The following is a 19,810-nucleotide window of genomic DNA, read 5'->3' as shown; positions in this document are numbered from 1 at the left end:
TCCCGGGTGCACTCACCTCAGCTGGTCAGCACTGCGGACCTGGATAAGCGGGAAGGGCGGCCAGCGCCACACGGACATCCGAGAGCCGGGTCGGCCAGTGTCCGGTGATGGCTTTCCAGGCGGCGTGCAGCGAGACGAACTCGGCGAGCACGAGGACCGGTGGCTGGCCCCAGTGCGTCGCGACGACCGTACCGAGGCGATCGGGCTCGGCCGCCGTTGGCGCACCGCCGGGCAGGAACTCGACGGTCAACGAGGCACCGCTGCCGGTGACATCGTCCTCGACCCCCGCCATCGCGGCGTGGTAGCCACGCAGGGCGTTGCGTTCGTGCGGCTCGGACGGCAGCGCGCAGGCCGGGTAGGCGGCGTTGTAGGCCACCGCGGAGGCGAACCGCCGCGGAACCTCACCGACAGTCGTCTCGGATGGTCGCCGTGGATCGGTCTCGGGCTGGATCACAACGGTGATTCTACCTTAACGTAAGAGAAGGGTTGATCATCGTTACGCATCCGGGAGGGTGCCGAACCTGGGTGAGGACATTTCGTCCGGCGCCGACCGGGGTAGTCCCCTCAAGGCGCAACGACGACACGAAGGGAGGTCGCGGTGACGACTGCGGAACACGTGACCAGCATGCGCGACGAGCACTACAACCTCACCAGCGTGCTGTACCACACCCTGCAGGAGGCCGAGACCGTGCAGCGCTACATCGACGACGCGAGCGCAGCCGGCGACACGGAGGCGGTGGAGTTCTTCCGTGACGTGCAGGAGACCGACCGGCAACGCGCCGAGCGGGCCAAGCGGCTGCTCGGTTCCCGGCTGCCGACCTAGCCGATGCCACGCGCCGCCAGGAGGCCTGGCCCGAGGCTCCTGGCGGCGCGTGGTTGCCGGACAACGTGGGCGCCCGGATACGTACAGTGGCGCCCTGCCGAGGAAGGAACGTATGTGGACGGGCTGATGCAGATCGGCGAGGTCGCCGAGCGCACCGGCCTGTCGCTGCGCACGATTCGCTACTACGAAGAGGTGGAGCTGGTCGTTCCCAGCGCCCACAGCCAGGGCGGGTTCCGCCTCTACACCGAGCCCGACGTGAACAGACTGACCCTCGCCAAACGCATGAAGTCGCTGGGCTTCCAGCTGGAGGAGATGCTCGAGCTGCTGGCGATCCTCGATCCGGTTCCTGACGGCCCCCGGATCGATGATCCGGCGTCCCGGCTGGCCGAGTTCGCCGTGATCGCCGAGCGCCGGTGCGCAGAGCTACGTGCGCAGCTGCGCAGTGCCGAGGAGTTCGCGAACCTGCTCCGCGCCCAGCTCGCCCTTTCCCGGCGGGAGCGGCGGCCATGAGCGGGACCGCTGCTCCCGCGACGGCCACGAGAGGCCGGCGATCCCACGGGAAGGCAGGGTTACCAAGCCGTTGACGTAGTCCGGCTGTCGGACAAGATCCGCATATGGTCGGCGATCCTCCGCAGCGCCGCAGCGAACTCCTCGGCGGCCACAACGGCGGCGCGCAGCTCTCCGCAGCGCCCCTCGGCCGCGGCCACGAGCTCGGCCAGCCGGGTACTGTCTTCCTCCCCAGTGGCCGGCGTGCCGGACGGCAATGCGGCCAGCAGGTCGCGCATCCGCGCCACGTCGAATCCGAGGTGCTCCATGCGCCGGACGAGGTGCAGGCGGACCAGGTCCTGGCCGGTGTAGAGGTGGACACCACCCTGACCGCGGGCGCTGGCCTGGACCAAGCCATCCTCCGCACAACGGCGGATCGCGCGCAGCGACAGACCTGTCCGGCGGGCCACCTCGCCGATCCGCATGTGCTCGCCCACGTGACACCCCACTTCTCGCCGCACGTACGCTACCGGACTGACACTACCCTCACGTCAAGGTATAGTTGAGCAGGATCACAGGGCACGTTGCCGACACTCTCACGTAACGTAAGAGTATGACTGTTGATGCCGCGGCCGCGGCGAACCGTCTTCCGCAGCTTCCTCCCGACGCGCTCCGTGTGGTGGCGTTCGGGGGGCTGGGAGAAGTCGGCCGGAACATGACGGTGTTCGAATCCCAGGGCAAGCTGCTCGTCGTCGACTGTGGAGTGCTCTTCCCCGAAGAGCACCAGCCTGGCGTGGACGTGATCCTGCCGGACTGGGGTGCCATCCGCGACCGGTTGTCCGACGTGGTGGCCATCGTGCTGACCCACGGCCACGAGGACCACATCGGCGGCGTGCCCTACCTGCTGCGCGAGCGGCCGGACATTCCGCTCATCGGTTCCCGGCTCACCCTGAGCTTTGTCGGCGCCAAGCTCGCCGAGCACCGCATCCAACCCATCACGATCGAGGTCCGCGAGGGCCAGAAACTCAGCCGCGCACCGTTCGAACTGGAGTTCCTCGCGGTCAACCACTCCATCCCGGACGGTCTGGCGATCGCGATCCGGACCCCGGCCGGTATGGTGCTGCACACCGGCGACTTCAAGATGGACCAGTTTCCGCTGGACAACCGGATCACCGATCTGCGGGGCTTCGCCCGGCTCGGCGAGGAGGGCGTCGACCTGTTCCTGGTCGACTCCACCAACGCCGACGTGCCCGGCTTCACCACCGCCGAACGCGACCTGACCCCCGCCATCGACGCGGTGTTTCGCGGCACCCCGCGACGGGTGGTCGTCTCCAGCTTCGCCAGCCACGTCCATCGCATCCAGCAGGTACTCGACGCCGCGCACGCCCACGGCCGCAAGGTCGCCTTCGTCGGCCGGTCGATGGTCCGCAACATGGGCCTCGCGGCCGAGCTGGGCTATCTCCGGGTGCCCGACGGGCTCGTCGTCGACCAGAAGACCACCGACCGGCTACCCGCACACCAGATCACCCTGGTGTGTACCGGCTCGCAGGGCGAACCCATGGCGGCGCTGTCGCGCATGGCCACCGGCACCCACACCATCACCGTCGGCCACGGCGACACCGTGCTGCTGGCAAGCTCCCTGATCCCGGGCAACGAGAACGCGATCTACCGGGTGATCAACGGGCTGACCGCGCAGGGCGCGAACGTCGTGCACAAGGGCAACGCCAAGGTACACGTCTCCGGGCACGCCAGCGCCGGCGAACTCGTCTACTGCTACAACATCGTGCAACCGTCCAACGTCGTGCCGGTCCATGGCGAGGTACGCCACCTCAGGGCCAACGCCGACCTCGCCCTCAGCACAGGCGCGCACCACGACAGGGTCCTGCTCGCCGGCAACGGTGACGTCATCGACCTGCACCACGGTCACGCCAGGATCACCGGCAGCGTCGAGGTCCACAACATCTACGTGGACGGCCAGACGGTCGGCGGCGTCACCGAGGCATCCCTCGCCCAACGACGCGAACTCGGTGCCCAGGGCGTGCTCACCGTCGTGGCCCTGATCGACACCGATACCGGCCAGCTCGCCGAGGAGCCCGACATCATCGCCCGCGGCTTCGAATACTCCCCCGCCGACTTCGAGCCGCTGGGCCCCGCCCTCGACAAGGCCCTCAGCAAAGCGGCCGAACGCAAGATCACGACCATCGGCGCGCTCGAAGACATCATCGCCCGCGAGACGGCGAAGTGGGTGCGCAACGCCTTCGGCCGCCAGCCCGTGGTCATCCCCATCGTCGTCGAGGCCTGACGGCCCAGCCGACAAGTCACTCTAACCTCACGTTAGAGTAGACTCGCTGTCGCGCAGCGTGCGCTTCCGTCGTCGCGGCGGCCACCCACCCGTTCCCATCGCAGACGGAGCTTCCTGTGATCACCGCGACCGGCCTGGAGTTGCGCGCCGGCTCACGTGTCCTGCTCTCCGGCGCCACGCTACGAGTGCGGCCGGGGGATCGCATCGGGCTCGTCGGCCGTAACGGCGCGGGTAAGACCACCACCTTGCGAGTGCTGGCCGGGGAGAGCCGGCCCCATGCCGGGCAGGTGAGCAACGCCGGCGAGTTCGGCTACCTGCCGCAGGACCCGCGCGAAGGCGACCTCTCCGTGACCGCGCGAGATCGTGTGCTCTCCGCCCGAGGTCTGGACACGCTGCTCGCCGAGATGATCAAGGCACAGACCGCGATGGCGGAACTGGTGGACGAGCGCGAACGGGACCGGGCGATCGCCCGCTACGGCCGGCTGGAGGAACGGTTCGCCGCGCTCGGCGGCTACGCCGCGGAAAGCGAAGCGGCGCGGATCTGCGCGAACCTCGGCCTGGAGGACCGCATCCTGGCCCAACCGCTACGCACCCTCTCCGGCGGCCAGCGTCGCCGGGTGGAGCTGGCCCGTATCCTGTTCACCGCCTCCGAAGCGAGCGCCGGCGGCCGGTCGGGAACCACACTGCTACTCGACGAGCCCACCAACCATCTCGACGCCGACTCCATCTCCTGGCTCCGCGGCTACCTCCGCAACCACGACGGCGGCCTGGTAGTGATCAGCCATGACGTGGACCTGCTGGCCGACGTCGTGAACAAGGTGTGGTTCCTCGACGCCACCCGCGGCGAGGCCGACATCTACAACATGGACTGGCACCGCTACCTGACCACCCGGGCCGACGACGAAGCCCGCCGACGGCGGGAACGGGCCAACGCCGAGAAGAAGGCGTCGGCCCTGCAGCGGCAGGCCGCGAAGATGGGCGCAACAGCTACCAAGGCGACCGCGGCGAAGAACATGGCACGACGCGCCGACCGGCTCCTGTCCGGCCTCGACGAGGTACGCCGGTCCGACAAGGTCGCCAGGATCACCTTCCCCGCCCCGGCTCCCTGCGGAAGGACACCGCTCACCGCCACCGGACTGTCGAAGTCCTACGGTTCGCTGGAGATCTTCACCGGAGTCGACCTCGCGATCGACCGTGGCTCCCGCGTCGTCGTCCTCGGCCTCAACGGCGCCGGCAAGACCACCCTGCTGCGCCTGCTCGGCGGCATGGGCACACCGGACACCGGCAGCGTCATCCCCGGGCATGGCCTGCGGATCGGCTACTACGCCCAAGAGCACGACACCCTCGACCACGACGACACGGTCTGGCACAACGTGCGACACGCGGCACCGGACACCGACGCCCAGCAGTTGCAGAACCTGCTCGGCGCGTTCCTGCTGACCGGTGAGCAACTCGACCAACCCGCCGGAACACTCTCCGGCGGCGAGAAGACCCGGCTGGCGCTCGCCGGCTTGGTCTCCAGCGCGGCGAACGTCCTGCTGCTGGACGAACCGACCAACAACCTCGATCCGGCCAGCCGCGAACAGGTTCTCGACGCGCTCCGCAGCTATACCGGCGCCGTCGTCCTGGTCACCCACGACCCCGGTGCGGTCGACGCCTTGCAACCCGAACGGGTCATCCTGCTGCCCGACGGCACCGAGGATCACTGGTCGGACGACTATCGTGACCTGATTCAGCTTGCCTGACCATACCCTGACGTGAGGGTAGACTTGGCCGGGACGGTCGGCCCACGCCCTCCCGCCGGAGTGCCACAGCGTCCGCACCTCACCCCGTGACGCGGGCCGGCCGTCTTCGACCTCATTCCGGGGGGCAGCCAGCAGGCTCGGACCTATATGAACGGCGAGACGTCGATCACGACCGGGCAACGGCCGACGGCGCGGTTGCGTAGCCTGGTGGTAGCGCTGGACGCGATTGCGGGACCGGGCCATCACCGTGCAGTAGCCGGTGCCGCCCAGGTGTCTACCGTGATCGGCGTGCCGAAGCGGAGAGTAAAGCGGATCGCCTGTTCCCGTGCACGCCCCGATGGCACCAGCGCACCCCGACCGACCATGTACCGAGCCCGGCCGGAGCAGCCGCCGCATCAGCGGTGAGCGCCCGAGCCCACGGGTTCGGGTGACGGCGTGCTGCGCACGGCCGGGACCATGACGACAGGAAGGACTCCTCGTGCGCACCGGCGCCACCGCACCGACCCCGGCCACGGCTCCCCTCGTCCCCACTCGCGCGCATCTGCCGCGCGTGGTCGCCGCCGCGTCGGTCGCGCTCGCCCTCACCGCACCAGGCCAGACGGCCGCGGTGTCGGTGTTCGTCGACCCGCTCATCCGTGATCTCGGTGTCTCCCGCTCCGCGGTGTCCACGGCCTACCTGATCGGGTCGCTGTCCGGCGCGTTCGTCATGCCCGTGCTCGGCAGGCTGATCGACCGCTACGGCCCCCGGCGGGTCATGGCCACCATCGCGCTGTGCTTCGGCGCCATCCTGATGGTCTCGACCGCGGCCTCCGAGATCACCGGGCTGACCGCCGCGTTCATCGGCATCCGGGTCGGCGGCCAGGGCGCGCTCAACCTGGTCGCCACCACCACCGTGGCCATCTACGTGCACCGCCGCCGCGGCTTCGCCGTCGGCGTCGCCGCCGCGATCGGCACCGCCGGGATCTCACTGACCCCGATGCTGCTGGAACGACTGGTGTCGAACTGGGGGTGGCGGCAGGTCTGGATGGTCGAGGGCCTCGCCGTCTGGGCCCTGGTCATCCCCGCCGCCCTCCTGCTGCTGCCCCGCCGCGTGCCCGCACCACCCGACACCAGCGAGGACACCGAACCTGCCCGTGGCAGCGCGCTGCCACCGGTGGACTGGACCCTCGGGCAGGCGGTACGAACCGGGATGTTCTGGGTCGTCACCGCCGGAGTCGCGGTCTGCGCCCTGGTCACCACCGGCCTGAACTTCCACCAGGTGTCCCTGCTCGGCGAACGTGGCCTCTCCCCCGCCGAAGCCGCCGCGACCTTCCTGCCGCAGACCATCGCCGGGCTGATCGCCACCTTCGGCCTCGGCTGGCTGGCCGACCGGTTCTCCGACCGGATACTCATCATCGTCACCATGGCCGTCCTCGCCCTGGCCACCGCCGGCGCGGGCTGGCTCACCCCCGGCTTCACCGCCGTGCTCTACGGCCTGGCGCTGGGCGCCTGCGGCAACGGCATCCGCACCCTGGAAGCCGTCGCCTTCCCCCGCTGCTTCGGCCTGCGCCACCTCGGCACGATCCGCGGCGTCGTGCACTCCGTCACGGTCGGCGCCTCCGCCTTCGGCCCGCTGCTGCTCGCCCTCGGACGGGAACAAGCCAGCAGCTACCGGCCCATCCTGCTGGTGGCCACCGCGCTACCCCTCGCGGTCACCCTGGCCGCCGTGCTGGTCCGCACCCCGCCACCAACACCACCGCGCCACGATTCCTGACCGCACGGCGCCGTAAGCGTCCCGGCGGTCAGGCGCCTTCGGCCACGAGCGGTTCGAGCGCGAGCTCGGGGTTCTGCCGCAGCAGGATGCGCATCGTCATCTCGTCCTCGAACAACGCCAGTTCCGCGCCGTCGGTGCGGGTGAGGACCTCGCAGCGGCGGGCGCCATCGACCACACCCCGCTGCCCCGAGTCGGCGAGCCTGCGGACCGCCGTATAGGGCAGCCGGTCCAGCTTGACCGGGGACTTGAACTCGTGTTCCAGCCGGTGCGCGGCGACCTCGAACTGCATCGGCCCGACCGCGGCGAAAACCGGCACGGCGTCCCCGCGCAGGTCGGAACGCAGCACCTGCACCACGCCCTCGGACTCCAGTTGCTCGATGCCCTTGCGGAACTGCTTGGCCCGGCTCAGGTCCGCGGGCCGGGCGGTGGCGAAATGGGAGGGCGCGAAGCTGGGCAGGCCGGGGAAGCGTACGGCCGGCTTGTCCGCGTACAGGGTGTCGCCCACCCGCAACGCGGAGGCGTTCACCAGGCCGATCACGTCTCCGGGGTACGCCACCTCCACCGTGGAGCGCTGCTGGCCGAAGACCTGCTGCGCGTACTTGGTGGCGAACGGGCGTGCGGTGGAGGCGTTGGTGACCACCATCCCCCGCTCGAACACCCCGGAACACACCCTGGCGAAGGCGACCTGGTCCCGATGCGACGGATCCATTCCGGACTGCACCTTGAACACGAACGCGGAGAACGGCGCGTCCAGCTCCCGCGGGCGCTCGTCCACATCCAGCCGGGCCGACGGGCGCGGGGCCAGCTCCACCAGCAGATCCAGCAGGTGCCGCACCCCGAAGTTCAGCACCGCCGCGCCGAACAGCACCGGCGTCGCACTCCCCGCGAGGAACGCCGCGGCGTCGAAGTCCCCGCCCGAGCCGACGGCCAGCTCCGACTCCTCGTGCGCCCGGTGCCAGTCCACGCCCTCCTCGGCCTCGGCCCGGGTGGCGTCCATCCGTTCCTCCGGGGCGAGGGTGGCGCCACCGGCGGTGCGGGTGTAGCGCACGAACGAGCCATCGGCCAGATCCAGCACCCCGTGGAAGTCCCCCGCGATCCCCACCGGCCAGGTCAGCGGCATCGGCTGCAACCCGATCCGCTCCACCAGCTCGTCACACAGCTCCAGCACCTCCCGGCCGGGCCGGTCCCACTTGTTGATGAACGTGATCACCGGGATCCCCCGGTACCGGCACACGTCGAACAACTTCAACGTCTGCGGCTCCAGCCCCTTGGCCGCGTCCAGCAACATGACGGCCGAATCCACCGCCGACAGCACCCGGTAGGTGTCCTCGGAGAAATCCGCGTGACCCGGCGTGTCCAACAGATTGATCACCGCGTCGCCGTAGGCGAACTGCAACGCCGCCGAGGTGATCGAGATCCCCCTGCTGCGCTCCATCTCCAGCCAGTCCGACACCACACCCCGCCGGCCCGACTTGCCGTGAACCGCACCCGCCTCGGAAATCACCTCGGCATGCAAAGCCAACGCCTCGGTCAAGGTGGACTTACCGGCATCCGGATGACTGATCACCGCGAAGGTACGCCGCCTGCCTGCCTCGGCCACGACGTCCGTGCTCTGCTGGGCCATTGCGTTCGAACTCTACTCTCACGTCACAGTACGTTCCCGCAGCGGTGCATACCCACTCGCCAGCCCTACCCTAGTCGACTCTACCCTGACGTCAGGGTAGAGTTTGAGGTATGCTCGGCCAGGCACGGCTCGGCGCATCCGCGGCCAACGCGTCGCGTGCGCTGCCACCTCCACGCCGCGTCTACCAGCCACCCCGGAACGGATCTCTACCATGACCGCCACCTTCGCCGCCGTCACCCACGACAAGGTCCTCGGACTCCTGCTCGGCGGCGCACTCGGCGACGCACTCGGCGCCCCGTTCGAAGGGCGACCATCGGTCGACGCCGCCGACCTCGCCGCAGAGGAGCGGGCGCCGAGCCGACTGGTGCACACCGACGACACCGCACTCACCCTCGCCCTGGCCGAACACCTGGCCCAGCGACGCGACGCCGAACGGCTCGACGTCGATGCGCTCGCCCTGGAGTTCGCGCGGGCCTGGCGCGCCGAACCCTGGCGCGGCTACGGCTCCGGCACACCCCACGTGTTCGGCCTGATCAACGCCGGTGTGCCGTGGACTGAAGCCAGCCGCGCCACCTTCCAGGGCCAGGGCTCCTACGGCAACGGCGCGGCCATGCGCGTCGCGCCCGTCGCGCTCGTCGCCGACAGCCTCCACCACGCCGCGGAACTGGGCCAGCGCAGCGCCGAACCCACCCATTCCCACAAACACGGCCAGCATGGCGCCGCCTGTCAGGCCGCCGCGGCCTACCTCGCCCTGCACAGCGACCCGGCCCACCCACTGGACCGCACCCGGTTCCTCCAGGACCTCGCCCGGGCCGTGCGGTCGCGCCCCTGGCACGAGAAGTTCGACCGGGTCGCCGAACTCACCCGCAACGGCGCCCGCCCCAAACACACTGCCCATGCCCTCGGCAACGACGCCAGCTCCCTGGGCTCCGTCCCCACCGCGCTGACCGCGTTCCTGACCCATCCCGACGAGACCACGCAGACCATCCGCTACGCCATCCAGGCCGGCGGAGACGCAGACACCATCGCCGCCATGGCCGGAACGCTCGCCGGAGCCCGCAACGGCGCCACCACCCTCTCCCGCGCACTGATCTCCCGCCTCGAAGCCGCCGACCAGCTCCATCACCTGGCCGACCAACTCGCCGGACACCCCATAACCCTACCGTCACGTCAGGGTAGAGTTCGGGGCGTGACGGATACCAATACGAATCCAGCGGTCACCCGCAACGAGATCATCGACGCCGTCGAGGACGCCTTCCGCGACGGTTCGGCGACCACGCAGGAGATCCTCGACGCCGCCATCCGGTACGAGGCCCCTGTCGAACTGCAGGCCACGCTGCAACGCCTTCCGGACCGCACCTTCGGCCACGTTCGCGACCTGTGGGACCACCTTCCCGATGTCCCCCTCGGCGACTGACTTCATGACGTGACGAGCGGCTGACCACTGGTCGGCTGAGGGAAGTCGGGGACATGACGGACACAGCGACCGCGCCGCGTCCGGTGAGCGCGCCGGACCCCCCGGCACGCTCCCGTCGCGGCTTCCGCTGGTTGTTGGGGGCGGCGCTGGTCACGGCCGTGGCGGCCATCGCGATTCCGTTCGCGCCGGTGGAGGCGGAACGGGTCGAGGTGAGCTGGCCGAAGGCGGGCCAAGCGGCCGAGTCGGCGGTGGCGATGTTCCTGCCCTACCGGCCACTGCAGTTGGACGTGACGCTGGCCTGCTCAGCGGTGGCCGGGACGTCACCCGGCCGGGACGTCACCGCGTTCGCGACGATCCCGCCGGACGCGGACATCGCCCGCGACTGGGGCCTTTCCCTTGTCGTGCGGGACCGGCAGCTCGTGCTGATCGCCGACGGTACCGAGACGCCACTCGGAGCGCCCCCTGGCCCGGACTGCCGGTACCGGGTCCATGCCGAGGACGACGAGTTGGTCGTGCTGGTCGGGGACCGGGAACTGACCCGGCGGGCGATGCGGGTTCCGCAGGTGACGGCGTTCGTCACCGACCTGCCCGCGGAGCAGGCCACCGGTGCGGTGTCCGCGGTGGCGCGAGCCGATGCCCGTTTCCAGACCTCGCCGAGCCCGCTGAAGCTGCTCCTGATGATCCTGTGCGGGCTCGGCGTGGTGGTCTGCGTCGTGCTGGCATTCCGCACCTTCCGCGGACCACCGCGACCAACCCGTCCGCCGATGCGCCGCCGCGCGGACCTCGCCTGGACCGGCCTGGTCGCCGTCGGTATCGGCGCCTGGGGCGTGCTGGGCCCGCAGACCGTGGACGACGGCTGGTTCCTCGGCATGCACCGCAATTTCGGCCCGTCGGGTTTCGCAGGCGACTACTACATGGCGCTCAACGCGGCGGAGAATCCCGCGATCCTGCTACAGCATCTGTTCGCTCCGTTGTTCGAGGTCTCCTGGGCACCGCTGGTGGTGCGGCTACCCGCGATGGCAGCCGGATTCACGATGTGGGTGCTGCTGCTGGGCATCGTCCGCCTGCTGCGCGAGCACACCACCGCGCCCCGCGTGCCGACCTGGCTGCTGGCCGCCGCGTTCTTCGCGGCGTGGATGCCCAACGGCGTCGGTCTGCGGCCGGAGCCGTTCGTGGCGCTGTGCACGGCGATCAGTGCCTACGCCGCCGTCCGCGCCCGGCTTACCGAACGGCCCGCCTGGCTGGTCGTCGGTGGAGTCGCCGCCGGCGTGTGCTTCGCGGTGACCTCCACCGGAATGCTCGCCCTCATCCCGCTCGCGCTTGGGCTCGTGCACTCCTGCCGTCACCTGCCCGCCACCCGTGACCGTATCGCGCTCGTGGCACTGGCCATGGCCGCGGTCGCGGTGGCCTCGCCGCTGGTGTTCCTCCAATCCGGTATCGGCGGTTTCCTGGACTCGACCGGCGCGCGCTACTGGTACGGCGCGGCACAGAGCTGGCACGGCGAGTTCAGCCGCTACCAGATGCTGTTCGGCGGTGTCGGCGACGACTTCGCCTTCGAACAGCACCCGGCCCGCCGCCTGCCCGTCCTGCTGGCCATCGCGCTGGTGCTCATCGCGCTGGTCCTGGCCCCGCGGCGCCAGCCCACGCATGCCTTCGCCGGGGCCTACGGATGGCCGTTCGCCTGGCTCGGTCTCGGGCTCGCCGCGCTCGTCGTGACCCCCACCAAGATCGCCTCGCACTTCGCCGCGCTCGACTTCTTCACCGCCCTCGTTCTCGCCCTCGGGCTTGCCGCGCTGCCCCGCGCCTTCGCCCGCGAGAACGCCGGATGGGCGATCCGGTTCAGCGCGCTGTTCCTCGTCGTCCTCGTGGCCAGCCTGAGCTGGGACGGACCGAACTCATGGTGGGGCTACCACCGCCTCGGCATGCCCGACCTCGACGAGCCACTGTTCGAAGGGACCCTGGCCAACCCACTGAACCTGCTCGCCGCCGGGGCCGTGGCCGCCGCCGCGATCCTGTACTGGCAGCACCGGCGCGGAACCGGCCCCGAAGACCCGCAGCCGGTCGCGATCAGATGGGCCGGGTGGTCCACCGTCGCCGTCGCCGGTCTGTCCCTGCTCGCCGTGCCGGTCCTCTCCGCAGGGGCACTCGGCAAGGCTGCCCTCAACCAGCACGCCACCGGCTCGTGGTCACCACCGGCCACAAACCTCGCCTCGCTCACCGGCTCCACCTGCGGCGCCGCCGACCACGTCCGGCTCGACGACCGCACCACGCTCACCCAACAAATGGCCCGCACGCCGGGTCCCGTCCTCGTCGACTGGCCGATCTCGTTCTGGTACCCCTGCGCTCGCCTTCCCGTGCTGGCCGACGGCCTCGTCGAGCCGCCCACCCTGATGGTCACCGCGCCCGGCCAACACGCCTACCACGGCCACCTTGCCCGGAACTACCGGCCGTTCGCAGGCGCCTTCGCCACCATGCGCTCCGTCGTCACCTACCACGAGATCCCCGCCCGCCTGACCGGAAACCCGGACCCCCACGCCTGGGGCACCCTGCACGAAGTCCGCTACCGCTACCCCACCGACCGCATCGACGTACAGGTCTCGACCACCACCCAGAACGGCTGGCACCGCGGCCCCAGCTACGCCACCGCCAACTACATCGACAAATCTCCACCGACGCCGTAGACCGGTGGTACACGGCCTACGGGTTTACCGGGCCGTTCGGCAGATCCGGCAGCTCGCGAAGCACATCCGCCACCGACTTGAACCGGCGCGGGGGAAGGCGATTCAATGCCGCGAAGACCACCGGCCGTGCATGGCTGCGAATCGCGGCATCCAGCAGGTCGACCACGGTCGGGGACACGGAGATGAAGGCGTCCTCGATGTGCTCGCGCAGCTCCCGCGCCGTCAACGGGGTGGTCTGGTTCGGTCCGGCCGCGTCCATCCGGAAAATCTTACCCTAACGTGAGGGTAGAATTACGGGACGTTCAGCCACTGCGCACCGCGCGCGAGCCCTGCCGCCGGAGGCGCTTCCGCAGCATCCCGGCGAATGCCTCGGCGTCCTCCAGTTTGGCCCGCAGCTCGGCACATCGCTGCTCGGCGGTCTCGCTGAACCCGCGCAGCCGCTGGGATTCGTCCGCGTCGGGCGTGCCAGACCCGGCCACGCCCTCCGGGGGCAGCAACGCCAGAAGCTCCCGCATCTCGTCGAGCTGGAACCCGAGCGGTTTCATTCGCCGCGCCAGCAGCAGGCGCGCCACGTCCGGCTCGGTATACAGCCGGAAACCACCTTGGCTGCGTGCACTCGGCGTGACGAGCCCGACCTCCTCGTAGTACCGGATCGTGCGCAGGGACAGGCCGGTGCGCTCGGCCACCTCGCCGATCTGCATGTGTTCGGCCACGCCAACCTCGCTTTCCGCGGCTGATTCCGACCACCGTACCGGTCCCACAACGACGTCTCGTCCAGCACAACCCTACTCTCACGCGAGGGTAGAATTGCGATGACGGTCGGCACTGCCGCGACCTCTCGACAGCTTCCGCGGCAGTGCGCACCCCTCGGTACCGCCGAGCGCATCGTGCCGGCCGTCGCCCGGCGGGCGTCGCCGCGATACCAAACTCTACCCTCACGTTAGTGTAGGCTTGGGTGATGGACAGCGTTGGGGAGAGCGAGCCGAGGCCACTCACGGTGCAGGAGTTGAGCGACCATATCGAGAACGCGTTCGTCACCGCCCAACCGAGAGTGGCCGACCTGCTAGACGCGGCCATTCGTAGCCACGCCAGGCCGCCGGTCGTCGACGCGTTGAACCGGCTTCCGCAGCGGCGGTTCACCTCCCTGATGGACGTGCTCAGCGAGCTACCTGAGCTGCCGATCAGCAGCGACCATGGCATCGGGCAGGCGAATGGCCCGATGATGACGGCTCGGCGCAAGAGCGGGGCCGCATGACGACCCGCCTGTTCGTGGACGGTTCCTATGTTCCGGCCGGATACCGGCGTCGGCACGGTTCCTTCGTGCGCGCGACGGTGCACAATGTGCTCGCTCTCGCCGCATCGGGAGACGAGGTCTTCGGAACGGTCGCAGCGCCGGGCCGGATCGGTGTGGTGCGTGGATTCGATCGCATGAGCCGCGCCACGCGAGACGAGGTGCGTGCGGTCGCTCGCCGCTACGGGTGGTCGGTGCTCGATCTGCCGACGGTGCCCGGATTCAGCGCCATTCCGGTGGCCGAAGACGTAACCGTGGTGGTTCCGGCACGTCGTTCCCTGGATCCGGTGGCCGAGCGGTGTGCGTCCTTCTGGAACTGCTGCCTGCTCGACACCACCGCACCCGGGGTGGCATCCACGTCCTACGTGGTGCGGACGGCGCCGGCGTTGGCGGTGACCACGGAGGCCGGTCAGCACGACAGCATCACCTCCCGGTTCGAGTTGTCGGGACCGGCCGTATACCGCAGCGAGGGCCTGCCCGACGTGGTGGTGTCGGCGATCGCGGTTCAGCCCAGTGGCTCGGGATTCGTCGTCGATCACCAGGTAGGCGACCGGCTCGGCAGTACCCGGATGGTGGACACCACCCTCTGGCTCACCCTTGCCGAGCCGGTGCCGGGCACGATCGACGGCCACTCGCAACTGTTTCCCGCCGGCGAGTATGCGATCACCGCGGGCATGCGGCAGGTCCGCCGACTGGTGGCCGCGGCATGACGGCAGCGACGGTATCGCTCGCCCCGATCGACGCGCCGGACATATCCGCTCTCTGGTACCGCGAGGTCGTGAACTTCGCCCACGGGACCGGCGCCGGTGCGGGACTTCGTCCTGTTGTTCACCGAGGCGGGACTGCTGGTGCTCGGCGGTCTCCTGCTGCTGAACCTGTGGCGGACCCGCAAACTGGACGCCCGGGCGATGGCGTTCGCCGTGCTCGCTCTTCCAGCGACGGTGATCACCTACGTGATCGGCGAGGCTGCCGGCCCGGGTGGAGCGCACCGCCTACCGAGTGGTCCAGGAGGCACTGACCAACGCCGGCAAGCATGCCGTAGGCGGCCCGGTCCGAGTGCGCGTCGAGCATCGGCCCGCCGACGTGGCGATCACGGTCGTCAACAACCTGGTAGGCAAGCCGCTCCGCGCACCGCTACCGGAGAGCGGCTACGGTCTGGCCGGGCTCCCTCGTCCCCGGCGGTGGCGATGCTGACGACCTTCAACATGGACGAGTACGTGCACCGCGCGCTACGCGCGGGCGCACGTGGGTTCCTGCTCAAGGACACCCCGGCGCGCGACCTGATCAACGCGGTGCGCACGATCCACCGCGGCGACGCGCTCCTGGCACCCAGCGTCACCCGGCGCCTGCTGGAGCGGTTCGCCGCCACTCCCGACTCCGGCCACGCGGCCCAGATCCAGGTACGGGAGATCGGCAGAACGATCAGGGGCTCATTCACTGGGGTGCCGGTTCGTCCGTGCCCGCGAGCACGGCGAGGGCCGTCCCAGCGAGGCGGAAGCGTGTCAACTCGTCGATGCGGGTGGCGCCGAGCGTCTGGTAGAAGTCGATGGCGCCGGTATTCCACTCCAGGACCGACCACTCCATACCGGCGTAGCCCCGCCGGAGGCACTCCTCGGCCAGCGCGGCCGGTAGCGCCTTGCCCACCCCGGAGCCACGCACAGTTGGCCGGACATAGAGGCTTTCCACATAGAGAGTGGCGCGACCCCGATAGGGATCGAACTTCGGCAGCCACAGGGCGAAACCGACGACCGCGCCGGTGGCCTCGGCGACATGGCAGAACGCCGTGCGAGCCGGGCCGTTGAGCGCGTGCCGGAGCTGGTCCGCGGTCAGCCGGCAGTGCCGTAAGCGTTCGTGGCGGGCAAGTTCGTGCACGAGTTCGGTGACGACTGGCACCTCAGAAGAACGCACCGGCCGCACGCGAGCAACGGGCATGACGAGGTCCTCCTCGGCTATCGCTTCTCCGCCGTGCCGTCCCGCCGGGCGGGCAGGGCCAGGGCAACCACGGCGACGACCACCAGGACGGCGGCGATCGCGACGAAGGCGCGTCCGTAGTCGTCGGCCAGTGCCTGCGGGGTGGCCACGTCGCCCCCTGCGAGGGTGACCAGCGCGGCGAGGCCGAGCGCGCCGCCAACCTGTTTGGTGGTGTTCATCAGCCCGGAGGCGGCGCCAGCCTCGGCAGGGTCGACACCCGAGGTGACCGTGGTGGTCAACGGGGTGTTCAGCAGCCCGCCGCCGACCGAGAACACCAGCGCGGGACCGAGAATCCCGGCGAGGTAGCCGCGGTCGACGGTGATCTGGCCTTGCCACCAGAACCCGGCCGCGGCCAACAGCGCGCCGGTGGCGATCAGCGCCCTGCTGTCGGCGCGGCGCATCAGCCACGGGGTCAGCCGGGCGGTGACGGCGACGGTCACCAGGGTGTGCGGGAGGAAGCCCAGCCCAGTCTGCAGGGGGCTGTAGTGCAGGGACCGCTGCATGTAGAGCGTCAGGAAGAACCACATCGGATTCAGACAGGCCCCGGCCAACAGCATCGCCACATTGCCGACCGAGATGGCCCGCGACCGAAACAACCGCAACGGCACCAGCGGGACGCGAGCAACCCGGGCTTCGACCACCGCGAACGCCGCGACCGCGAGCAGTCCGGCCGCCAGCGGGATCACGGGCGCGGTGGCGGTCCAGCCGTGTATCCGGACCTGGGCGATGCCGTAGGTCAGGGCCGCGAGACCGGCGGTGGCCAGCACCGCGCCCCGGGACGTCCAGCCGCCGCGCCGACCGGTGCCCGCGGTCGGCGGCCAGCAGCCGGGCGGCGAGCACGACGGCCACCGCCCCGATCGGCACGTTGATCAACAGCACCCACCGCCACGACAGGTACTCGGTGAGCACCCCACCGAGTAGGTTGCCTGCCGTGCCGCCCGCCAGCCCCACCGCCGTCCACGCCGCCAGTGCCCGCGTGCGCCGGGGTCCTTCACCGAAGGTGGTCGTCAGCACCGTCAGGGTCGCCGGCGCCAGCACCGCCGCGCCCAGCCCTTGCACCGCGCGGGCCGCGATCAGCAAGCCCCCGGAACCGGCCAGCCCACCGGCCAGGCTGGCACCCCCGAAAAGCAGCAAGCCCAGCAGAAAGATCCGCTTGCGGCCGAACAGATCGGCCAACCGGCCGCCCAGCAGCAGGAACCCGGCGAAGGTCAGCGCGTAGGCGTTGACCACCCACTACTGACTCCCCTCGGCCAAACCCAGCGCCCGCCGGATCGACGGCAGGGCGACGTTCACCACGGAGATGTCCAGCACGACCATGAACTGCGCCGCACACGCCAGCGCGGCCACGGCGACGTCCGCAGTCCCCCGCCCACCCGCTCCGGACCGGACACCGTACTCCTCGCGCTGCCCCATGACCCGAGGAACCTCCCACACCATGCTGATACAGCAGTACCATATACACTCGTATCATAAGTCGTCGTGGGTTGGAGAGGAGTGGGTGGTGCCGAGGACCGTGGATCACGCCGAGCGGCGCGCCCACATCGCCGAGGCGCTGGTGCGGGTCGCAGCTCGGGATGGTCTGCACGCGGTGACCATGCGCACGGTCGCCGCCGAGGCCGGCATGTCCCTGCGGCTGGTGCAGTACTACTTCGACACCAAGGCCCAGTTGATGGTGGGCGCGCTGCGGTACCTCGAACAGCAAAGCCATCGGCGGTGGGCCGCGCGTCTGGCCACGTGGCCGGATCCGCCTCCGCCGCGGGCGTTCATCGAGGCGTTCTTCGACGAAGCGCTGCCCACCGACGAGCAGAGCCGGGTGTTCCACCTGGTCGGCACCTCGTATGCGGTCTTGGCGATGACCGACCCCGAACTCGCCCACGAACCTTTCGTCACCGGAATCGGCATCCTCGACCGGCAAGTCACCGACGCACTCGAGCGGGCCGAGGCCGACGGGCAACTGGCGGCGGGCTTGGACATCTCCACCGAGGTCGCACACTTGCTGGCGCTCAACCACGGCCTCGGCACCAGTGTCCTGATCGGCCATCGCACCCCCGACGAAGCCAAGACGGTACTGCGCCGGCACCTGGACCGGCTCTTCCGCACCGGCCGAACGAGGCCGCCGGACCGCGAGTCCTGACCGGACGGATGAGGCTCACGCGGTCGCCGGCTGGGCGAACTGGGCGGCGTACAACCGGGCGTAGGCGCCGCCCGCGTCGAGCAGGTCGTCGTGGCTGCCCTGTTCGACGATCCGGCCCGCCTCCATCACCAGGATCAGGTCCGCGTCGCGGATGGTGGACAGCCGGTGGGCGATCACGAAACTGGTGCGCCCCTGCCGCAGGGAGCTCATGGCCCGCTGGACGAGCATCTCGGTGCGGGTGTCCACCGAGCTGGTCGCCTCGTCCAGCACCAGGATGGCTGGCCGGACGAGGAACGCGCGGGCGATGGTGACCAGTTGCCGTTCCCCGGCGCTGAGTGTGCCGTCCTCCTCGACGACGGTGTCATAACCGTCGGGCAGGGTCCGGATGAGGTGGTCGGCATGTGTCGCCTGGGCGGCCGTGACGATGTCCTCGCGCGTGGCGTCCGGCTTGCCGTAGGCGATGTTCTCGGCGATCGTCCCGCCGAACAGCCAGGTGTCCTGCAGCACCATGCCGATGTTGCGGCGGAGTCCGTGCCTGCTCATCTCGGCGATATCCGTCCCGTCGACGGTGATCGTGCCGGCGTCGAGGTCGTAGAACCGCAGCAGCAGGTTCACCAGGGTGGTCTTGCCCGCTCCGGTGGGGCCCACAATCGCCACTGTCTGTCCGGGATGGACGGTCAGCGACAGGTTCTCGATCAGCGGCTCGTCGCGGCGGTACCGGAAGGACACCCCGGCGAACTCCACCCTGCCGGTCACCGTATCCGGGTCCACCGGGAGCCTGGATCTCGCCGATCGACAGCGCGCCGGAAGCCACCCGGATGCCACCGATGACGGCCACCAGGACGTAGCCGACGTTGCCGAGGAAGGTCATCGCCGGGGCGATCAGGCCGGAGACGAACTGGGCGGACGTACCGGCCGAGCGCAGCTGCTCGTTGTGCCCGGCGAACGTGCGCGTCGCCTCCTCTCCCCTGCCGAACGCGGTGACCAGCTCGTGCCCGCTGTAGGTCTCCTCCAGGTGGCTGCTGAGCCGGCCAGTGGCCGACCACTGCCTGGCGAACTGCGGCTGGGACCGGCGGGCGATCACCGTGCTCGTCCACAGCGTCACCGGCACGGTCAGCAACACCACACCGGTGAGCAGGGGCGAGATCAGCAACATCATCACCAGGCTCCCGACGAGCCCGAGCACGGAGGCCAGCAGCCGCGACGACACCTGCTGCACGGTCTGCGACAGGTTGTCGATGTCGTTGGTCGCCCTGGACAGCACGTCCCCGCGGGGCCGGGTGTCAAAGTAACGCAGCGGCAGCCGGGACAGCGTGCGGTCGGTGTCCTCGCGCAGCCGGAACGCCATCCGCTGGGCCACGGTGGCGATCAGCCTGCCCTGGGTGACCACGCACAGCCACGACCCCAGCGACAGCAGGCCGGCGAGCACGAGCGTCCTCGCGACGGCGGCGAAGTCGACCCCGCCGGCACTGATCCCGGCGACGACGATGTCGGTGGCCCGGCCGAGCAGCAGCGGCACGACGATGGTCATCCCGACGCCCGCGACGGCGCACATCATGATCAGCAGCACCCGCGCCCGGTCC

20 protein-coding genes and 2 pseudogenes are annotated in these 19,810 nt (G+C 70.1%); 11 read left to right on the top strand and 11 right to left on the bottom strand.

The annotated features are described in order from the left end of the window. Positions 1–25: 25 nt before the first annotated feature. Positions 26–454: a hypothetical protein gene (locus KOI47_RS09965; protein WP_408629901.1), complete on the bottom strand. Its 429-nt coding sequence runs from the start codon at positions 452–454 to the stop codon at positions 26–28. A gap of 144 nt (positions 455–598) precedes the next feature. Here KOI47_RS09965 and KOI47_RS09960 point away from each other — a divergent pair, with 144 nt between their 5' ends. Beyond that, positions 599–823: a hypothetical protein gene (locus tag KOI47_RS09960; RefSeq protein ID WP_216215699.1), complete on the top strand. Its 225-nt coding sequence runs from the start codon at positions 599–601 to the stop codon at positions 821–823. Between the two features lie 126 nt (positions 824–949). Next, entirely contained in the window at positions 950–1,333 is a 384-nt protein-coding gene (locus KOI47_RS09955) for a MerR family transcriptional regulator (protein ID WP_216217212.1), read from the top strand. 59 nt (positions 1,334–1,392) lie between these two features. On the opposite strand, the gene KOI47_RS09950 is transcribed toward KOI47_RS09955, so the two are convergent. Continuing rightward, positions 1,393–1,806: a MerR family transcriptional regulator gene (locus KOI47_RS09950; RefSeq protein WP_232376653.1), complete on the bottom strand. Its 414-nt coding sequence runs from the start codon at positions 1,804–1,806 to the stop codon at positions 1,393–1,395. Between the two features lie 116 nt (positions 1,807–1,922). Between KOI47_RS09950 and KOI47_RS09945 the strand changes: the two genes are divergently transcribed. The 3 genes from KOI47_RS09945 to KOI47_RS09935 all read left to right on the top strand — a co-directional run bounded on the left by KOI47_RS09945 (position 1,923) and on the right by KOI47_RS09935 (position 7,109). Next, entirely contained in the window at positions 1,923–3,611 is a 1,689-nt protein-coding gene (locus KOI47_RS09945) for a ribonuclease J (protein ID WP_216215698.1), read from the top strand. Positions 3,612–3,727: 116 nt separating this feature from the next. Beyond that, positions 3,728–5,356 (top strand): ABC-F family ATP-binding cassette domain-containing protein, encoded by a 1,629-nt coding sequence (locus tag KOI47_RS09940; protein WP_216215697.1) that lies wholly within the window; start codon positions 3,728–3,730, stop codon positions 5,354–5,356. Between the two features lie 478 nt (positions 5,357–5,834). Then, positions 5,835–7,109 (top strand): MFS transporter, encoded by a 1,275-nt coding sequence (locus KOI47_RS09935; protein ID WP_216215696.1) that lies wholly within the window; start codon positions 5,835–5,837, stop codon positions 7,107–7,109. Between the two features lie 28 nt (positions 7,110–7,137). On the opposite strand, the gene KOI47_RS09930 is transcribed toward KOI47_RS09935, so the two are convergent. Continuing rightward, entirely contained in the window at positions 7,138–8,733 is a 1,596-nt protein-coding gene (locus KOI47_RS09930) for a peptide chain release factor 3 (RefSeq protein ID WP_216215695.1), read from the bottom strand. Between the two features lie 211 nt (positions 8,734–8,944). On the opposite strand from KOI47_RS09930, the gene KOI47_RS09925 reads away from it, so the two are divergent. Together KOI47_RS09925 and KOI47_RS09920 are read left to right on the top strand one after the other, a co-directional pair. Then, positions 8,945–10,150, top strand: a complete 1,206-nt coding sequence (locus KOI47_RS09925) for an ADP-ribosylglycohydrolase family protein (RefSeq protein WP_216215694.1) — start codon at positions 8,945–8,947, stop codon at positions 10,148–10,150. A gap of 53 nt (positions 10,151–10,203) precedes the next feature. Continuing rightward, positions 10,204–12,831 (top strand): arabinosyltransferase domain-containing protein, encoded by a 2,628-nt coding sequence (locus tag KOI47_RS09920; protein ID WP_216215693.1) that lies wholly within the window; start codon positions 10,204–10,206, stop codon positions 12,829–12,831. A gap of 16 nt (positions 12,832–12,847) precedes the next feature. Here the strand turns inward: KOI47_RS09920 and KOI47_RS09915 are convergent, their stop codons facing one another. Both KOI47_RS09915 and KOI47_RS09910 read right to left on the bottom strand, forming a co-directional pair. After that, positions 12,848–13,090: a DUF2795 domain-containing protein gene (locus KOI47_RS09915; protein ID WP_216215692.1), complete on the bottom strand. Its 243-nt coding sequence runs from the start codon at positions 13,088–13,090 to the stop codon at positions 12,848–12,850. Between the two features lie 43 nt (positions 13,091–13,133). After that, positions 13,134–13,532, bottom strand: coding sequence for a MerR family transcriptional regulator (locus KOI47_RS09910; protein WP_216217210.1), 399 nt, complete (start codon positions 13,530–13,532; stop codon positions 13,134–13,136). Positions 13,533–13,789: 257 nt separating this feature from the next. Here KOI47_RS09910 and KOI47_RS09905 point away from each other — a divergent pair, with 257 nt between their 5' ends. The 3 genes from KOI47_RS09905 to KOI47_RS36255 all read left to right on the top strand — a co-directional run bounded on the left by KOI47_RS09905 (position 13,790) and on the right by KOI47_RS36255 (position 15,316). Further along, entirely contained in the window at positions 13,790–14,086 is a 297-nt protein-coding gene (locus KOI47_RS09905) for a DUF2795 domain-containing protein (protein WP_216215691.1), read from the top strand. Next, positions 14,083–14,832, top strand: a complete 750-nt coding sequence (locus KOI47_RS09900) for a hypothetical protein (protein ID WP_216215690.1) — start codon at positions 14,083–14,085, stop codon at positions 14,830–14,832. The genes KOI47_RS09905 and KOI47_RS09900 overlap by 4 nt, the downstream gene beginning before the upstream one ends. Positions 14,833–15,100: 268 nt before the next feature. Next, positions 15,101–15,316 carry an ATP-binding protein gene (locus KOI47_RS36255; RefSeq protein ID WP_332461453.1) on the top strand — a complete coding sequence of 72 codons (216 nt, stop codon included), beginning with the start codon at positions 15,101–15,103 and terminating at the stop codon, positions 15,314–15,316. A 240-nt stretch (positions 15,317–15,556) separates the two neighbouring features. On the opposite strand, the gene KOI47_RS09895 is transcribed toward KOI47_RS36255, so the two are convergent. The 4 genes and pseudogenes from KOI47_RS09895 to KOI47_RS35450 form a co-directional block, all read right to left on the bottom strand. Continuing rightward, positions 15,557–16,054, bottom strand: coding sequence for a GNAT family N-acetyltransferase (locus tag KOI47_RS09895; RefSeq protein WP_216215689.1), 498 nt, complete (start codon positions 16,052–16,054; stop codon positions 15,557–15,559). Between the two features lie 17 nt (positions 16,055–16,071). Continuing rightward, positions 16,072–16,860 carry an MFS transporter gene (locus KOI47_RS36130; RefSeq protein ID WP_269756701.1) on the bottom strand — a complete coding sequence of 263 codons (789 nt, stop codon included), beginning with the start codon at positions 16,858–16,860 and terminating at the stop codon, positions 16,072–16,074. A gap of 187 nt (positions 16,861–17,047) precedes the next feature. Further along, positions 17,048–17,323, bottom strand: a pseudogene (locus KOI47_RS36125) (MFS transporter); the annotation flags it as partial. Positions 17,324–17,326: 3 nt separating this feature from the next. Continuing rightward, complete coding sequence (locus KOI47_RS35450) at positions 17,327–17,506, bottom strand: hypothetical protein (RefSeq protein WP_232376652.1); 180 nt, start codon at positions 17,504–17,506, stop codon at positions 17,327–17,329. Between the two features lie 88 nt (positions 17,507–17,594). On the opposite strand from KOI47_RS35450, the gene KOI47_RS09885 reads away from it, so the two are divergent. Then, on the top strand, positions 17,595–18,227 hold the full coding sequence (locus KOI47_RS09885; protein WP_216215688.1) for a TetR/AcrR family transcriptional regulator: 633 nt from the start codon (positions 17,595–17,597) through the stop codon (positions 18,225–18,227). A gap of 15 nt (positions 18,228–18,242) precedes the next feature. Here KOI47_RS09885 and KOI47_RS36250 read toward each other — a convergent pair whose 3' ends face one another. Both KOI47_RS36250 and KOI47_RS36245 read right to left on the bottom strand, forming a co-directional pair. Next, positions 18,243–18,998, bottom strand: coding sequence for an ABC transporter ATP-binding protein (locus KOI47_RS36250; RefSeq protein ID WP_332461452.1), 756 nt, complete (start codon positions 18,996–18,998; stop codon positions 18,243–18,245). Positions 18,999–19,065: 67 nt separating this feature from the next. After that, positions 19,066–19,758: pseudogene (locus KOI47_RS36245) on the bottom strand (ABC transporter permease); the annotation flags it as partial. Between the last annotated feature and the right edge of the window lie 52 nt (positions 19,759–19,810).

The sequence above is a fragment of the Amycolatopsis aidingensis genome (genome assembly GCF_018885265.1).
GTDB classification, from domain to species: domain Bacteria; phylum Actinomycetota; class Actinomycetes; order Mycobacteriales; family Pseudonocardiaceae; genus Amycolatopsis; species Amycolatopsis aidingensis.
The sequence above is the reverse complement of the archived record's forward strand: the minus strand, read 5'-3'. Positions and strand labels throughout refer to the sequence as shown.

What these genes read in the sequence shown, in the direction of transcription:
- KOI47_RS09955 (WP_216217212.1), top strand. Translation starts at nt 950, where the DNA reads ATGCAGATCGGCGAGGTCGCCGAGCGCACCGGCCTGTCGCTGCGCACG.
- KOI47_RS09945 (WP_216215698.1), top strand. Translation starts at nt 1,923, where the DNA reads ATGACTGTTGATGCCGCGGCCGCGGCGAACCGTCTTCCGCAGCTTCCT.
- KOI47_RS09930 (WP_216215695.1), bottom strand. Translation starts at nt 8,733, where the DNA reads ATGGCCCAGCAGAGCACGGACGTCGTGGCCGAGGCAGGCAGGCGGCGT.
- KOI47_RS09925 (WP_216215694.1), top strand. Translation starts at nt 8,945, where the DNA reads ATGACCGCCACCTTCGCCGCCGTCACCCACGACAAGGTCCTCGGACTC.
- KOI47_RS09920 (WP_216215693.1), top strand. Translation starts at nt 10,204, where the DNA reads ATGACGGACACAGCGACCGCGCCGCGTCCGGTGAGCGCGCCGGACCCC.
- KOI47_RS09915 (WP_216215692.1), bottom strand. Translation starts at nt 13,090, where the DNA reads ATGGACGCGGCCGGACCGAACCAGACCACCCCGTTGACGGCGCGGGAG.
- KOI47_RS09910 (WP_216217210.1), bottom strand. Translation starts at nt 13,532, where the DNA reads ATGCAGATCGGCGAGGTGGCCGAGCGCACCGGCCTGTCCCTGCGCACG.
- KOI47_RS09905 (WP_216215691.1), top strand. Translation starts at nt 13,790, where the DNA reads ATGGACAGCGTTGGGGAGAGCGAGCCGAGGCCACTCACGGTGCAGGAG.
- KOI47_RS09900 (WP_216215690.1), top strand. Translation starts at nt 14,083, where the DNA reads ATGACGACCCGCCTGTTCGTGGACGGTTCCTATGTTCCGGCCGGATAC.
- KOI47_RS09895 (WP_216215689.1), bottom strand. Translation starts at nt 16,054, where the DNA reads ATGCCCGTTGCTCGCGTGCGGCCGGTGCGTTCTTCTGAGGTGCCAGTC.
- KOI47_RS35450 (WP_232376652.1), bottom strand. Translation starts at nt 17,506, where the DNA reads ATGGGGCAGCGCGAGGAGTACGGTGTCCGGTCCGGAGCGGGTGGGCGG.